Source organism: Flavobacteriales bacterium (assembly GCA_016716605.1).
GTDB lineage: Bacteria > Bacteroidota > Bacteroidia > Flavobacteriales_F > PHOS-HE28 > PHOS-HE28.
The window spans coordinates 2,981,111-2,997,070 of sequence record JADJWA010000001.1 but is presented as its reverse complement, the minus strand read 5'-3'; the positions used below and the strand labels follow the sequence as shown (position 1 = coordinate 2,997,070).

Sequence of the window (15,960 nt, the reverse complement as noted above, 5' to 3'; positions counted from 1 at the left end):
GTCGGCTCGATGACCGGTCTTTGGTGCTGCACGTCCTGGTTAACGCTACCGATTATTACCCTGGAGCGGTTGGGGTTGCTTACTTCAAGAGGTCGAGAACGTTCTTCCTATCCACCGCGGCGATCACGCCGGTCTTGGTAAGGGCGCGCTTGCGCTTGGTCTCCTTCTTGGTGAGGATGTGGCGCTTGAATGCGTGCTTGAACTTGATCTCGCCGGTGCCGGTGAGCTTGAATCGCTTCTTTGCACCGGACTTGGTCTTCATCTTAGGCATGGGCTGTCGTCTTTGGTCTTTGTCATTCCGGGCTTGAACCGGAATCGCTTTGATCTTTCGCTGGTTGCTCGTGTGCCCTTGGGGTCAACCGCCCGGGGTCATTTCTTCTTCTTCGGGATCAGGTACATTATCATGCGCTTGCCTTCGAGCTTGGGCATGCTCTCCACCAACCCGATGTCCTCCAAGTCCTGGGCGAACTTCAGGAGCAGGATCTCCCCGCGCTCCTTGAACACGATGCTGCGACCGCGGAAGAACACGAAGGCCTTCACCTTGTGGCCCTCTTCGAGGAAGTTGCGCGCGTGCTTCAGCTTGAAGTTCACGTCGTGCTCATCGGTGTTCGGCCCGAAGCGGATCTCCTTCACCTCAGCCACCGTCTGCTTCGCCTTGATCTCCTTCTGCTTCTTCTTGAGGTCGTACAGGAACTTCTTGTAGTCGGTGATGCGGCACACGATGGGCACAGCCGTGGGGCTGATCTCCACCAGGTCCAGGCCCAGGTCCTCGGCCATGCGCAGCGCCTGGCTGAAGGGGTACACGCCCTGTTCGATGTTCTCGCCCACGAGGCGCACCTCATTCACGCCATAGATCTTATTGTTGATCCGATGCGGGTCTTCTTTGATGACACGGCCGCGGAACGGGCGACGCGGGCCGCTGCCACCGGGGCGCGGACCACTAGGACGGAAGGGAGGACCTGCCACTTATTGGGGTTTGGTTCGGCCTCCGGGAACACCTGCCCCGGAGTTTGAGGGCGCGAATATCAGCATCTTTCCCTATCCTCCAGCACGTTAAGCCGCCGTTGCCTGTCCCAGCTGCACCTCGATCCGCTCCCGGATCACCTGGGCGAAGGCTTCAACGGTCACGGAGCCGGCATCGCCCACGCCATGTTCCCGCAGGCTCAGGGTTCCGCTTTCCACCTCTTTCTCGCCCAGGATCAGCATGAAGGGCGTCTTGGCCAGTTCCGCATCCCGGATCTTCCGGCCGATCTTCTCGCTGCGCTCATCGAGCTCGCACCGGATTCCCAGCGCGGCCAATTGGGCTTGCGCCTGCTTGGCGGCATCAACGAATTTGTCGCTGATGGGCAGGAGGATGGCCTGCTCCGGGGTGAGCCACAGCGGGAATCGACCTCCGGTATGCTCGATGATCAGTGCGATGAAGCGCTCCAATGAGCCGAAGGGCGCCCTGTGGATCATGACAGGTCGGTGGCGGGCATTGTCGCTGCCCACATATTCCAATTGGAATCGCTCCGGGAGGTTGTAATCCACTTGGATGGTGCCCAGTTGCCAGCGGCGACCTAGCGCATCGCGCACCATGAAGTCGAGCTTCGGGCCATAGAAGGCAGCTTCGCCAAACTCCACCACGGTCTTCATGCCGCATTCCGCTGCCGCGTCGATGATGGCTTGTTCAGCCTTCTGCCAATTCTCGTCGCTGCCGATGTATTTGCTCCGATCCTCCTTGTCGCGCAGGCTCACTTGCGCTTCGAATTTCTCGAAACCCAAGGCCCTGAGCACCAGCAGCACAAGGTCAATCACCTTCAGGAACTCTTCTTTCACCTGGTCCGGGCGGCAGAATAGGTGGGCATCGTCCTGCGTGAAGCCGCGCACCCTGGCGAGGCCATGCAATTCACCGCTCTGCTCGTAGCGGTACACCGTGCCGAACTCGGCGAAGCGCAAGGGCAGATCCTTGTAGCTGCGCGGCCGGCTGGCGAAGATCTCGCAATGGTGCGGGCAGTTCATGGGCTTCAGCATGAAGAGCTCACCCTCTTGCGGCGTATTCATGGGCTGGAAGCTGTCCTTGCCGTATTTCTCCCAGTGCCCGCTGGTCTCGTACAGCGCCTTGCTGCCGATGTGCGGGGTGGCCACTTGCACGTAGCCGGCCTTTTCCTGCGCCTCCTTCATGAAGTTGATCAAACGCTCGCGCAACGCGGCGCCCTTGGGCAGCCATAGCGGAAGCCCGGCTCCAACCCGCTCGCTGAAGGTGAAGAGGTCCATCTCCTTGCCCAGCTTGCGGTGGTCGCGTTTCCTGGCCTCTTCGAGCAGCACGAGATGCTCGTCGAGCTCCTTCTGCTTGGGGAAGGTGATCCCGTAGAGGCGCGTGAGCTGCTTGCGCTTCTCATCGCCGCGCCAATAGGCGCCTGCCACGCTCATCACCTTCACGGCCTTGATGAAGGAGGTGTCGGGGATGTGCGGCCCGCGGCACAGGTCGGTGAAGTTTCCTTGCGTGTAAAAGGTGATCTCGCCATCGTTCAGGCCTTCGATCAATTCGAGCTTGTATTCATCGCCCTTCTCGGTGAAATAGGCGATTGCCTCGGCCTTGCCCACCTCTTTGCGCTCGAATGCGCTCTTCTTCGCGGCGAGTTCTTTCATCTTAGCCTCAATGGCTGCGAAATCGCCATCGCCGATGGTCTTCTCCCCAAGGTCGATGTCGTAGTAGAAGCCGTTCTCAATGGGTGGTCCGATCCCGAATTTGGTTCCTGGATAGAGCGCTTCAATCGCCTCGGCCAGCAGGTGCGCGCTGCTGTGCCAGAAGGTGCTCTTGCCTTCGGGATCGCTCCAGGTGAGCAGCGAGAGGGTGCAATCGCCGGGAAGGGGGCGGTTCGCATCGCGCACCTCGCCGTTCACCTTCGCGCTGAGCACATTGCGCGCGAGTCCCTCACTGATGCTCTTGGCCACATCCATGGCCGTTGCGCCTTGCGCGTATTCCCGCACGCTGCCGTCCGGGAGGGTCACTTTGATCATGTCGGTTCGCTCCACGACCGTACAAATGGCCGTTGAAGGGCCGCGAAAGTAGTCCCCTCAACATGAACCTTTGGGCCATGCGCCGAAGGCCCAAGCCAGCCAACGCCCAAGTGAGCCTGACCATGAGCCGGATCAGGGCCAAGGACACCAAGCCGGAGCTGATCGTGCGCGCATGCCTGCGGGCCGCGGGCCTCATCGGGTACCGCTTGCATTACGCCAAGGCGCCCGGTCGTCCCGACATCACCTTCGTGAACCGCAAGCTGGCGGTGTTCGTGCATGGCTGCTTCTGGCACGGCTGCCCGCATTGCCAGCCACCCAGGCCCAAGCGCAATACCTGGTACTGGGGGCCGAAGCTCGCCCGGAATAGGGAGCGCGATGGCGAAAAGGCCGCTGCCTTGAGGAAGGAGGGCTGGCGCGTGCTCACGCTCTGGGAATGCCGCATCAAGCGTTCGCCCGACGCGCAGGTAACCCGCGTGATTAGGGCTTACGACGCCCGAGCAACCGTGCGAAGAAGCGCTTCTCGAAGGCCCAGAAGAAGCTGAATTGGCCGAAGAGCGCACCGTACAGGAGCAGCAGCGCGTTGTACACCGGCAGGATGAGCAGGTAGTACAGGATGGAGAAGAGCAGGGGAGGATCGCCCGCATCGCCGCTGGCCCACGCCACGACGGGCCTCTTCAGGAACATGACGGTGAAGCCGGTGCAGGCGAATACCAACAGGATGATGCCGACGCGCGCCGGTGATACGTTCCATCGGGATGCGAGCCGCTGCACCCAACCGGCCTTGGCCTCTTGTTGCTCTGCCATCACGCGGCGAAGATGCGCCCACGCTGCCGGGCCATGCTCATCGGAGCCGAAAAATGCCTCGATTGCGGTAGTCGCCTGTTCATTTCGTCGGCCCGTGGGACTCTACGACAATGAACATGCAACCCTCAACCTCTGGACCCCAGAAATCCTCAATCAACCCACTCGGCCAGGAAGAGGTTGGTCTCACGTGTGCCGCCATTGTTCCGGTTGCTGCTGAACACGAGCCAGCGGCCATCGGGGCTGAACACCGGGAAAGCATCGAAGGTGTCGCCATGGCTCACCTGCTCGAGGCCGGATCCATCACTGTTGATGATGAAGAGCGTGAACGGGAAGCCGCGCTTGCTTCGGTGGTTGCTCGCGAAGAGGATCCGCTTGCCGTCGGGATGCCAATAAGGCGCCCAATTCGCTTGGCCCAGCGAAGTGATCTGCCGGGCTTCGGAGCCATCGGCGTTGGCCACCCAGAGCTCCATGTTGGTGGGCATCACCAATCCCTCCTTCATCAAGGCGATGTAATCCGACTCTTCTTCCGGGGTGCGCAAACGGGATGCGCGCCACAGCAGCTTGGTGCCATCGGGGCTGAAGAAGGCGCCGCCGTCATAGCCGAGCGTGCTCGTCACGCGTCGGACATCACTGCCATCGAGTTTCATGGTGTACAGATCGAGGTCGCCATCACGCATGCTGGTGAACACGATCCGGTCGCCCTTGGGCGAAACCGTGGCTTCGGCATCGTAACCCGGCGTTTCCGTGAGTTTGCGCAGCAAGTTGCCATTCAGGTCGGCCACATGGATATCGAAGCTCGGGTAGATCGGCCACACATACTTGCCATCGGCCCGGCGCTCGGGAACGGCCGGACAAGAGGCACCATGCTCGTGCGTGCTGGCATAGAGCACCTCCTTCCCATTCGGCATGAAGTAGCTGCACGTGGTGCGGCCGCCCTTCACGCTGATGAGCGTGGGTCGGCCTATGCGCAAGTCGTCTGCGAAGGGGTCGAAAACGTGGATCTGATCGCAGCTCTCGCCCCAGCCCGGATTCGTGCTCTGGAATACGAGGCGCCGGCCATCGAAGCTCCAGTAGGCTTCGGCATTGTCGCCCCCGAAAGTGAGTTGCTTCAACCGCTTGAAGTGCCGCTCTTCCGGGTGGATCAAGGTGCTGTCCCAGCCAACGGTGAGCATCGCAGAATCATCAGGGGCCACGATATACCTCGCCCGGGAGCATTGAACCAGCGCGGTGATGAGGGCGATCAGGGCAAGGCGCATCTGAAAGGGAATTGGGCCGCGAAACTACCCGCTGCCTGTCAGGGGATCGTCAGCGGTACTTTGTCCGCATGGGCATTGATGGGAAATCCGTCAAGGGGCGCGGCGCGTCCGATCAACCGGCAAACCGCTTCCTGCGCAGCAGCTATGGCATCGTGCATCCGGAAGGGATCGATGAGCCGCTGGACAATGCGCGGCCAACGCGCTTCTTGAACGAAGAGCCGCGCAGCATCATCAACCGCGTGAACAGTCCCGACCTGCCCTTCGTTTACAGCCTGAACCCCTACCAAGGCTGCGAGCACGGGTGCTCGTACTGCTACGCGCGGCCCACGCACGAGTATTGGGGCTATAGTGCCGGTCTCGATTTCGAGCAGGTGATCCTGGTGAAGCGCAATGCGCCTGATTTACTCCGCAAGCAGTTGATGAGCCCGCGCTGGGAGGTCCAGCCCATCAGCATCAGCGGCGCCACTGATCCCTACCAGCCCGTCGAGCTAAAAGAACGGCTGACGCGGCAATTGCTCGAGGTAGCGCTGGAATTCCGTCAGCCCGTTTCGGTGATCACCAAGAACGCGCTGGTGCTGCGCGACCTGGACGTGCTCACCGAAATGGCCTCGCTGGGCCTGGCCTCCGTAGCCATCAGCATTACCACGTTGAATGAGGCTCTGCGGCGCAAGATGGAGCCGCGCACCAGCACCGCTCAGAACCGGCTGCTTGCCGTGGCCCGCTTGCACGAGGCCGGCATACCAGTCATGGTCATGATCGCCCCAATCATCCCGGCACTGACTGAGCACGAGGTTCCGGCGGTGCTCGGGGCCGCAGCCGATGCAGGTGCGTTGACGGCCAGTTACACGGTGCTGCGCACCAATGGGTCGGTGAAGCCCGTGTTCGAGGCATGGCTGCGGGCGCATTTCCCTGACCGTGCCGACAAGGTCCTGGCACAGACCCGGCACCTGCACGGCGGGCAGTCGAGCGATAGCCAGGTTGGTCGACGGATGCGGGGCGAGGGAGCCTATGCCAGGAATATCAACCGGCTTTTCAACGTGCTGCGGACCAGGCTTTTCAGCGGCAGAACATGGCCCATGCTACGGACCGACCTGTTCCGCAGGCCGCCTACTGGCCAATTGGAACTCTTCGATGGTTGAGAAAATGCATGGCGCTGTAGCCCGGCAACCCTCATTTTCGCGGCCCGTTTCACGGACATCCTCATGCGATCCGGTCTCAAGCTCATTCTAGCGGCAAGCTTGGCAATGGCATGCAGCCGGCCAGAGTTGCACGCCCAAAGCTTGGCTCCAGGCTTCGTTTCGTCGCTGGTGATGGATGGCTGGTTTAGTCCGGTGGGTGCCACCTGGGACGCCAATGGGCGCATGTACGTGTGGGAGAAGGCAGGCCGGGTATGGATCGTGGAGAATGGCACCCGTCTACCAACGCCGCTGCTCGACATCACGCAGGAAGTGGGCAACTGGGCCGACCATGGCATGCTCGGCTTCGCCCTTGATCCAAATTTCCTCAGCAACGGAAGGTTCTATGTGATGTACGTGGTGGATCGGCATCACCTGTTGTACCACGGCACGCCGGACTACGGGCCATTCGTGAATGACTTCGGTTCGGCCACGATTGGCCGCATCACGCGATACACGGCCATAGGCCCGAGCTTCACGAGCACCGACCTGAACAGCCGTGCCATCCTATTGGGCGAGTCCATCACCACTGGAGCGCCCATCCTGTACAACACGCACGGTGTGGGCTCGCTGCTCTTTGCGCCTGATGGCACATTGATCGCGACGATCGGCGAGGCGGCCAGCGCCGCCAGCGCCGATGTGGGCAGCGCCACCGAGAGCTACTACGCACAGGGGCTGAACGATGGAATCATCACACCTGCCGAGAACGTAGGGGCCTTCCGCGCCCAGCTCATCAATTCCTTCAGCGGCAAGGTGCTGCGCATGGACCCCAACACCGGCGACGGCGTGCCAAGCAACCCATTCTACGATCCCGCGCAGCCCCGTGCTCCGCGTTCCCGGGTTTGGGCAATGGGCCTTCGCAATCCGTTCCGCATGACGCACAAGCCGGGCACGGGAAGCAGCAATCCGTCGGTAGGCGATGTGGGCACGCTATTCATCGGCGATGTGGGTTGGTACACTTGGGAGGAGATGAACGTTTGCACCGAAGCGGGCCAGAATTTCGGCTGGCCGCTCTTCGAGGGCTTCAGCACCCCAGCCGGTTATCCAGATGTGAACACGGAGAACCTCGATGCCGAGAACCCTCTGTACAATGGCGCGAGCTGCACGCAGCGCTATTTCAGGTTCAAGGATCTGCTGAAGGAGGATACCCCCGTTCACGTGAACGGCCATCCGAACCCGTGTGATGCGGGCCAACAGATTCCGAACTACATCCCGAGATTCTTCCACAGCCGACCCAGCATCGATTGGCAGCACGGCAACCGCTCGCGATGCGGCGCCTTCAGTGGGAATGACGCCACCACCTTCGACTTGGATGACCCTCAATCTCCGGTGCTCGGACCGCGCTTTGGCGGCAACGCGCCCGTTGCCGGCCCTTGGCGCACGTGGAGCGGCTTCCCAGCGCAATACCAGAACAGCGCCTTCCATGCCGACTACGCCTTGGGCTGGATCCGCCGATTCGTTTACGACGCGCAAGGCAAGGTGCAGAGCGTTCACGATTTCGCCAGCGGCCTGGGCATGATCAGTTGGATGGGGCAGGGGCCTGATGGCTGCCTGTACTATCTGAAGTACGGCACCGGCGCTGAGCTTCGCCGGATCTGCAACACAACCACGGTGAACCTGCCGCCGGTGGCCGTGGCCACTCAAAGCGTTCAGTACGGGCCGGGCCCGCTCTCCGTGAGCTTCGTGGGCAATGGCAGCTCGGACCCTGAAGGCGGTCCGCTCACGTATCTATGGAACTTCGGTGATGGCGGCAGCACCTCCAGCCTCCCGAACCCCAACCGGACCTTCACCGCGCCGATTGGTCAACCGGCCATGTTCATCGTAACGCTCACCGTAACCGATAACATCGGTCAGCAAGCATCGAAGCAGTTGATCGTGAGCGTGAACAACACGCCGCCCAACGTGTCCATCACTGGTTTCAACAATGGGGCCTTCTATCCGGTCGGGACCGATACGACCTTCCAATTGATCGCCAACGTGACTGATGCTCAGCACGGCCCCGCGCAGCTCGCGTATGCCTGGCATACCACCTTGGTGCACGGCAACCACGAGCACCCAGGCCCGATCAATTCGTTCGTGAGCGGAATCATGGTGACTTCAGGGGAGGGCTGCGATGGTGAAACGTATGCCTATCGCGTGGACCTGCGCGTGACCGATGCGCATGGCCTGTCCGGCACGGCGAGCATGCAGCTCTACCCACGGTGCCATGCCGTAGCGCCCGTGGCCATCATTCAAGCCTCTGCGCTTGCAGGCCTTGCCCCGTTCGCGGTTCAGTTCGACGGCACCGGTTCCTATGACCCGGGCACCATTGTGAGCTACGAATGGGATTTCGGCGATGGCACCACCAGCAATTCACCCGCGCCCTCCAAAACCTTCACCGATCCAGGTGATCGGGTTGTCACGCTGCGGGTAACCGATAACGACGGCCTTAACGGCATCGTTACGCGCACCATCAGCGCGCTCACCTTGATAGCGCCGCAATGCGCAGGCGCGGCTGGTGGTCTTACCCGGCAGCAGTGGAACAGCATCGGAGGAACCAGCATCCCCGACCTCACCGGCCATCCGAATTACCCGGACAACCCTTCGAGCAGCAATGTGATCGCCAGCTTCCAGGGCCCCACGAACATCGCCAACAACTATGGCACGCGCGTGCGCGGCTACCTGGTGGCACCTCTGACCGGAGAATACACTTTCACGGTCACCAGTGATGATGCTAGTGCTGTGTACTTGAGCCCGAATGCCGAAGCACTGCACAAGCAGCTGATCTGCTCGGTGCCGGGCAATACGCTCGCGGCGGAATACGACAAATACGTGACGCAGGTGAGCGCTCCCGTGCAGCTCATCGCTGGCGCCTATTACTACGTGGAGCTCCTGCATAAGGAAGGCTCGAGCAATGATCATTTCGCCCTGTACTGGCAGACTCCGGCGAACAGCGCGCGCATGATCGTTCCGGGAAGCGTCCTGGTACAGTATGCCGATTGCCCGCCGGGCCTTCGATTGCGCGCCAACCTGCAGGGTGCGCACCACGCCGCTACTAACCTGATGCGTGATGACTTGCGAGCGGCCGGCCTCATCCCGCTGGCGCAACCTTACTCTGCGCTGGGCTATGCCTTCGCCGGCGGCGGCGGTTCCGAGGCCATTTCGCCTCCCAAGCTATCAGTCACCGGCCCGAATGCGATCGTTGATTGGGTGGTGGTGGAGCTGCGTAACAGGAACAACCCCTCGCAGATCATGGCATCGCGTGCAGCATTGATCGAGCGCGATGGCGATGTGACGGGCGTTGATGGCTATGTGCGCCTGAACTTCAATGTGGCGAACGAGGAATACTACGTGGCCATCCGACATCGCAACCATCTGGCGGCGATGTCGGCTGCGCCATTGAGGCTCGATGCGAATGAAGCCGTGCTCGACCTCACACTGAGCACCACGCCTGTGTGGGGCAGCCAAGCCCTGGCCACATTAGCCAATGGCCGGATGGCCCTTTGGTCCGGGGATGTTAATCGCGACGGCTGGTTGCGCTATGTGGGCGCTGGCAACGACCGCGACCCCATCTTGGTGGCAGTAGGCGGAACCATCCCGTCAGCCACGCTGGCGGGATACCGCCTGGAGGATGTGAACCTCAGCGGCGTGGTGAAGTACACGGGCGTTGATAACGACCGGGACCCCATCCTGGTGAACATCGGTGGAAGCGTGCCCACGGCCGTCCGGCAGCAGCAACTGCCTTAGTCGCCTTTGAATTTGACTTTGGTCTGGCGTACGGGTAGTTTCGTCGGCATCATTCGGTAACCTGTCGCATCATGAATGTCTTTTCCGGACCCCGTTGCTGCGCCTTCATCGGCCTGCTGATCACTGTGCTCGGCTGGTCAGGCATGCTCAAGGCGCAGACCTATCCGCCCAACTTCAGCGATGCGCTTGTGATGGGCGGCTGGGTCTCTCCCGTTGGCGCGACATGGGATGCGAACGGGCGCTTATACGTGTGGGAGAAGCGCGGCCAGGTGTGGATCGTGGAGAATGGCGTGCGGCTGCCCAACCCGTTGCTGAACATCAGCGAAGAGGTAGGCGATTGGCGGGATCACGGTTTTCTGGGATTCGCGCTCGATCCGAACTTCCTGACCAACGGCCATGTCTATGGCATGTATGCAGTGGACCGCCACCACTTGATGAACCACGGCACGGGCAGCTACAACCCGAATACGAACGAGTACTATGCGGCCACCATCATGCGCATCACGCGATGGACAGCCATCGGCCCCAGCTTCAATACGGTGAACTACTCGAGCCGGAATGTGCTGGTGGGTGAAACGCGCTTCACCGGGGTTCCGCTGCTGCATGAATCGCACAGCACCGGTTCGCTCATGTTCGGCTCTGATGGGACCTTGCTTGCCACCATGGGCGACGGCGCCAGCTACAACGTGGTGGACGTGGGCAGCAGCAGCGACACATATTGGGCGCAGGCGCTCGCCGACGGCATCATCCGCCCTGCCGAGAATGTAGGTGCCATGCGCTCGCAGATGCTGGGAAGCCTCAATGGCAAATTGATCCGCATTGACCCGGCCACTGGCGATGGAATACCGAGCAACCCGTGGTACAACCCCGCTGCGCCGGGTTCACCGCAATCGCGCACCTTCGGCCTTGGATTGCGCAATCCGTACCGCGCTACCATCAAGCCGAATAGCGGAAGCACGAACCCGGCCGATGGGAACCCGGGCGTGATCTACATCGGCGATGTGCAGTGGAGCACGTGGGAGGACCTCAACGTATGCTATGAGGGCGGAATGAACTTCGGCTGGCCCTTGTTCGAAGGATTGACGCCGCATAACGGCTATACCAATGCGCTTACCGCGAACCTCGATGTGCCCAACCCGCTGTACGATGGCGTGAGCTGCACCATCCCGTACCTGCGCTTCCAGGATCTGCTCAAGCAGGATACCCCGATCCACCTCAACGGGCATCCCAACCCATGCGACCTGTCGGTTCAGATCCCCAACGCCATCCCGAAGCACTTCCATTCGCGTCCGGTGGTTGATTGGCTGCACGGCAATCAGAGCCGATGCGGTGGCTTCAGCGGAAATTCGGCGGTGACCTACAACCTGGGTGCGTCCGGCTCACCCGTATCCGGCCCGCAGTTCGGCGGAAATTGTGCGGTGGGCGGTCCGTGGATGGCAGGGGAGAACATGCCGGCGGGCTACCAGAACAGCACGTTCCACGGCGATTATGCCAGCGGTTGGATCCGGCGATTCATGTTCAATGAGCAGAACCAGCCGGTAAGCGTGCACGATTTCGCAACAGGCCTGGGAGCCGTGGTGTGGATCGGTGCCGGGCCCGACGGCTGTGTATGGTACATGAAGTACAACACCAACGAACTGCGCCGCATCTGCTACACCCTGGCCGTGAATCTGCCACCGGTTGCCGTAGCTACGCAGAGCGTGCAGTACGGTCCAGGACCTCTCACCGTGAACTTCGATGGCAACGGCAGCTCCGATCCCGAGAACGGCGCCCTCACCTACCTCTGGAACTTCGGTGACGGCGGGCCCACCAGCACGCAGGCCGATCCAACCAGGGTGTTCAGCGCCCCTCCGGGCGTGCCCACCTCATACACGGTGACCCTTACCGTATCGGACAACATCGGTCAGAGCGCCAGCACCCAGCTACTGGTGAGCGTGAACAACACTCCGCCCGCCGTGGACATCTCCAGCATACCCGTGCCGGCATTCTATCCCTTGGGGGTTGACACCACGTTCCAGCTGCAAGCGGACGTCACCGACACAGAGCATGGCCCTGCGCAGCTCACCTACGCTTGGCGCACCACCTTGCATCACAATACGCACACGCACCCTGAGCCGTTCGACAATAACGTGAGCAGCAGCACCGTGATCAGCGGCGTGGGCTGCGATGGCGAGACCTTCTATTATTCGGTTAGCCTCACGGTGACAGATGACGGCGGGTTGAGCACCACCGTCCAACGCGAGATCCACCCACGCTGCTATGCGATCGCTCCAACAGCGATCATCCTGGCCAATACCAGCTTCGGAGAAGGTCCATTAGCGGTGACTTTCGATGGCACACAGAGCTATGACCCGGGACAGATCACCGCATTCCATTGGGACTTTGGCGACGGCACCATCAGCAACAGCCCCACGCCCTCGAAGAGCTTCACCGACACAGGCGATCATCTGGTCACGCTCACCGTGACCGATAATGATGGATTGACCGGCACCGCGGTCAAGACGATCGCGGTGCTCGACCACATGCCGCCGCAATGCCCCGGGCCAGCAGGCAGCCTGCTGCGCGAATTCTGGTCGGGCATCTCCGGGAGCAGCGTGGGCGATCTGATCAACACCCCGAATTACCCGAACAACCCGAGTGGAAGCTCAAACATCACGCAGTTCCAGGGCCCAACCAACTTCACTAACAACTACGGCACGCGCGTACGCGGTTGGATCGTGGCGCCGCAAACCGGCAATTACACCTTCACGCTCACCAGCGACGATGCCAGTGCGCTTTACCTGAGCCCGAACGCCGAGCCCCAATACATGCAGGCGATCTGCAATGTGCCCGGGTGGACCAATGAGACAGAGTACACCAAGTACACCACCCAGACCAGCACCTCGATCGCGATGGTGGCCGGGCGATACTATTATGTGGAACTGCTGCACAAGGAAGGCAGCGGCGGCGATCACTTCGCTGTGCGATGGCAGACGCCGAGCAACAGCACCCGCACCATCGTTCCGGGAAGCGCGCTGGTAAGGTGGCAGAACTGTCAGCCCAGCGTGAAGCTGCGCGTGAACCTGCAAGGTCCGTACGACGCAGCGACCGGGCTGATGCGAGACGACCTGCGCGCCCTGGCCCTGGTACCGATCGCTGAGCCCTACCAAGGCCTGGCCTTCCCGCAGGTGGGCGGAGGGGGGGAGGCCACCACCGTAGGACGCTTGGCGCAAACCGGCAAGAATGCTGTGGTGGATTGGGTGCGCGTGGAACTGCGCAACAAGAACAATCCTTCGCAGGTGCTGGCCACGCGCAGCGCGCTGCTCGAGCGCGATGGCGACATCGTGGGCGTCGATGGCTATGCCCGATTGATCTTCAACGTGCCTGCGGATGATTACTTCATTGCTGTGCGCCACCGCAATCACCTGGGCGTGATGAGCCAGGGCAGCGTGGCATTGGGCGCTCATGTAGCCGGAGCGGATTTCACCTTGGGCAGCACGGCCGCTTGGGGCACCGACGCGCGCACGGCATTCATCAATGGCAAATCTGGACTGTGGTGCGGGAACGTGTACCGTGATACGCGCCTGGCCTACACAGGTGAGTTCAACGACCGCGACCCGATCCTCACGCTGATCGGCGGCAGCAACCCCAACAACACGGTGATGGGCTATCACTTGGCCGACGTGACCATGGATGGCATGGTGCGCTACATCGGAGCCGGGAACGATCGAGACCCGATCCTGGTGAACATCGGGGGCAACGTGCCCACATTGGTGCGCACCGAGCAGTTGCCCTGATCGCTCAGCGTTTCATGCGCCCCGTGGCACGCAAGTACGCTTCGAGCGCACGGCCGCGCGGTTCAGCATGCAGGGCATTGAGCACGGCCTTGACGCGGGCATCGAGCACGCGTTCATCGCTATGATCCTTGGTGCGCAAGGCGAATCGCTTGCTGGTGGTCATGGTGCTAGCTGGTTTACTGCGCTCAAAGCTCTTCCACAGGAAAGCCGCGGACCATACCCCGATCAGGGTATTCGGCCCCTCACCGGCCAACGATCGATTGTTGATCAGAAGCCGTTGGGATCGCGCCTGAGGAGCAGGGCCTGCCTCGAGAGCTCCGTGCTTGACCAACCGGCACTGATGAATCCATCGGGCAATGCGCGCACGTCCAGCAGGCGATCCTCTTTGCCTAGGTCCCAGCTGCGCTCCCAGATAGGATCACCCGTGGATGAAAGCCGAAGCGCATAGGCATCGCTCATGCCAAGGCTGCTGGACCGTTCACCGCAGATCAACAGGTCGCCATTGGGTGCCACTGCCATTCCGTGGGCACGACGGTCGAAAAGCGTATCGCCCACGGCACGGGTAAAGAGAGAATCGCCGTTGAGGTCGAAGGCCACCAGGTAAAGGTGCTCCTTGTAGCGGCCCTCACTCAAATCCAGGGGAACATCGCTATTGGTGCTGCCCGCCAGGACGAACGCGCCCGGGCCGATAGCAGCAATGGCACGACCCACCTCATTGCGCACACCGCCCCAGGAGCTGGTCCAGATCACGTTGCCGTCCAGACCGAGCCGCGCGATCCACGCATCGCTGGTGCCGCCGAAATTGAGCTGACGGCCGGTGAGCATCACATCGCCGCCTTGCACGGTGATCGCATGGGCCTCTACATCGGAGAAGTCAGCGATGGCTTGATTCCACTGCACGAGCCCGAATGCATTGAAACGCGTGACCCAGGCGTCGTGCCCGTCACCTGACTGCTGCACGCCTGCAGCGATGCAGCCGCCATCCGGGAGCGCATGAACCGTGAAGAATTGCTCGTCGCCAGGAAGGCTGGGCCTCGTTTGCCAGAGCACGTCGCCGTCCGCATCGAGCTTCACCACGAATCCATCGTGATCGCTGCGGCCCGGGGCGAAGGAACTGCCTGCAACGAAGACCGCGCCTCCCGGACCCTCCGCAACGGCTTGCGTGAAACTGCGCCCATCGATGCCGATGGGAAGCCAAGACTGCTCGGTGCCCGATGCGCTGATCGAGAGCATGGCGGACTGGTGGCCGATTCCATCGCTCACGAAGCGGCGCGTGGCCACCATGAATCCATTGCTGCCCACCGCCGCGCCCAGCGCATCTTCAGCCCCGCTGCCGCCATAGGTGTTCACGAAGCCTTGTCCGGTCGCATTGATCGCAGCGATCAGGAGCGCAGCCAACTGAATTGATCGTTGTGGATTCCTCTGCATGCAGGAAGGGTGGCACGAACATACTGTCCCTCGCCATCTAGCTTCGCCGCCATGGCCGATGAGAAACGAACGGTACAGGTGTTCATGACGCTATGGTCATTGCTATTCGCGATAGGTGCTGGATTCGCTACTGCGGTAGATAAGCTTGAACTGCATAGGGCCATGAACGCCTGGCATCCGCCGGCGCTCGACCGTTTCTTCGCTCTGTTCACGCACCTGGCTGATGGGCTGGTGCCCACGGGCATCGCGCTGGTTCTGTTCTTCATCGGCAATTGGCGCTCCTTCCTGCTCATGGGGTTGAGTTGCGGCCTGAGCGCACTGGTGGCGCAGGCCCTGAAGCACGGCCCTTTCAGCGGATTCGACCGGCCGAGCCAGTTCCGGGACCAACTCGCTGGCATGCCTTGGGTCGAAGGGATCGACCTGCACGCCCACAACAGCTTCCCCAGCGGGCACACTACGGCGGCCTTCAGCATGTGCTTCGCGCTTGCCGTGATCATCGCGCGACCTAAGGCTGCTGTGTTGCTCGTAGCGGTCGCCGCGCTGCTCGGCTTCGCGCGGATCTACCTCTCGCAGCATTGGCTGCAGGACGTATCCGCCGGCTCGGCGATCGGTGCCTCGGTGGCGTTCGCCGTTTACCACCTGCTCCATCGCAGCACATGGTCACGTGCGGAATGGCTCCGGCGGCGCCCATTCCGTGCCGAGAGGAAATGACAGAAGGCGCCGAAGCGCCTTCTGGACCATGGCCGCTGGACTCTCCCTTCCAACGGCGGTCGGGCATGAAGACGCAAGCCT

The 15,960-nt window shown here is 61.6% G+C and carries 12 protein-coding genes; 5 read left to right on the top strand and 7 right to left on the bottom strand.

Annotation, left to right across the window (positions count from 1 at the left end; all coding sequences use genetic code 11):
- Positions 1–79 precede the first annotated feature (79 nt).
- The 3 genes from rpmI to thrS all read right to left on the bottom strand — a co-directional run bounded on the left by rpmI (position 80) and on the right by thrS (position 3,003).
- On the bottom strand, positions 80–271 hold the full coding sequence (gene rpmI, locus IPM12_12145; GenBank protein MBK9148552.1) for a 50S ribosomal protein L35: 192 nt from the start codon (positions 269–271) through the stop codon (positions 80–82).
- A 98-nt stretch (positions 272–369) separates the two neighbouring features.
- Positions 370–888, bottom strand: coding sequence for a translation initiation factor IF-3 (locus tag IPM12_12140; protein ID MBK9148551.1), 519 nt, complete (start codon positions 886–888; stop codon positions 370–372).
- A 165-nt stretch (positions 889–1,053) separates the two neighbouring features.
- Positions 1,054–3,003, bottom strand: a complete 1,950-nt coding sequence (thrS, locus tag IPM12_12135; protein ID MBK9148550.1) for a threonine--tRNA ligase — start codon at positions 3,001–3,003, stop codon at positions 1,054–1,056.
- A 77-nt stretch (positions 3,004–3,080) separates the two neighbouring features.
- Here thrS and IPM12_12130 point away from each other — a divergent pair, with 77 nt between their 5' ends.
- Complete coding sequence (locus IPM12_12130; protein MBK9148549.1) at positions 3,081–3,545, top strand: very short patch repair endonuclease; 465 nt, start codon at positions 3,081–3,083, stop codon at positions 3,543–3,545.
- Here the strand turns inward: IPM12_12130 and IPM12_12125 are convergent.
- Positions 3,481–3,807: a prolipoprotein diacylglyceryl transferase gene (locus IPM12_12125; GenBank protein MBK9148548.1), complete on the bottom strand. Its 327-nt coding sequence runs from the start codon at positions 3,805–3,807 to the stop codon at positions 3,481–3,483. The two genes, IPM12_12130 and IPM12_12125, sit on opposite strands and share 65 nt — an antisense overlap.
- Before the next feature lie 149 nt (positions 3,808–3,956).
- Positions 3,957–5,063: a PD40 domain-containing protein gene (locus IPM12_12120; GenBank protein ID MBK9148547.1), complete on the bottom strand. Its 1,107-nt coding sequence runs from the start codon at positions 5,061–5,063 to the stop codon at positions 3,957–3,959.
- Positions 5,064–5,131: 68 nt separating this feature from the next.
- Between IPM12_12120 and IPM12_12115 the strand changes: the two genes are divergently transcribed.
- The 3 genes from IPM12_12115 to IPM12_12105 all read left to right on the top strand — a co-directional run bounded on the left by IPM12_12115 (position 5,132) and on the right by IPM12_12105 (position 13,740).
- Positions 5,132–6,202 (top strand): PA0069 family radical SAM protein, encoded by a 1,071-nt coding sequence (locus IPM12_12115; protein ID MBK9148546.1) that lies wholly within the window; start codon positions 5,132–5,134, stop codon positions 6,200–6,202.
- A 171-nt stretch (positions 6,203–6,373) separates the two neighbouring features.
- Positions 6,374–9,964 carry a PQQ-dependent sugar dehydrogenase gene (locus IPM12_12110; GenBank protein ID MBK9148545.1) on the top strand — a complete coding sequence of 1,197 codons (3,591 nt, stop codon included), beginning with the start codon at positions 6,374–6,376 and terminating at the stop codon, positions 9,962–9,964.
- A 71-nt stretch (positions 9,965–10,035) separates the two neighbouring features.
- The gene (locus IPM12_12105; protein MBK9148544.1) at positions 10,036–13,740 is read left to right on the top strand and encodes a PKD domain-containing protein; all 3,705 of its coding nucleotides are present in this window, start codon (positions 10,036–10,038) and stop codon (positions 13,738–13,740) included.
- Between the two features lie 4 nt (positions 13,741–13,744).
- Here IPM12_12105 and IPM12_12100 read toward each other — a convergent pair whose 3' ends face one another.
- Positions 13,745–13,903: a hypothetical protein gene (locus IPM12_12100; protein MBK9148543.1), complete on the bottom strand. Its 159-nt coding sequence runs from the start codon at positions 13,901–13,903 to the stop codon at positions 13,745–13,747.
- Positions 13,904–14,007: 104 nt separating this feature from the next.
- Complete coding sequence (locus IPM12_12095; protein MBK9148542.1) at positions 14,008–15,138, bottom strand: hypothetical protein; 1,131 nt, start codon at positions 15,136–15,138, stop codon at positions 14,008–14,010.
- Between the two features lie 81 nt (positions 15,139–15,219).
- Between IPM12_12095 and IPM12_12090 the strand changes: the two genes are divergently transcribed.
- Positions 15,220–15,879 (top strand): phosphatase PAP2 family protein, encoded by a 660-nt coding sequence (locus IPM12_12090; protein MBK9148541.1) that lies wholly within the window; start codon positions 15,220–15,222, stop codon positions 15,877–15,879.
- The last annotated feature ends 81 nt before the right edge of the window (positions 15,880–15,960 follow it).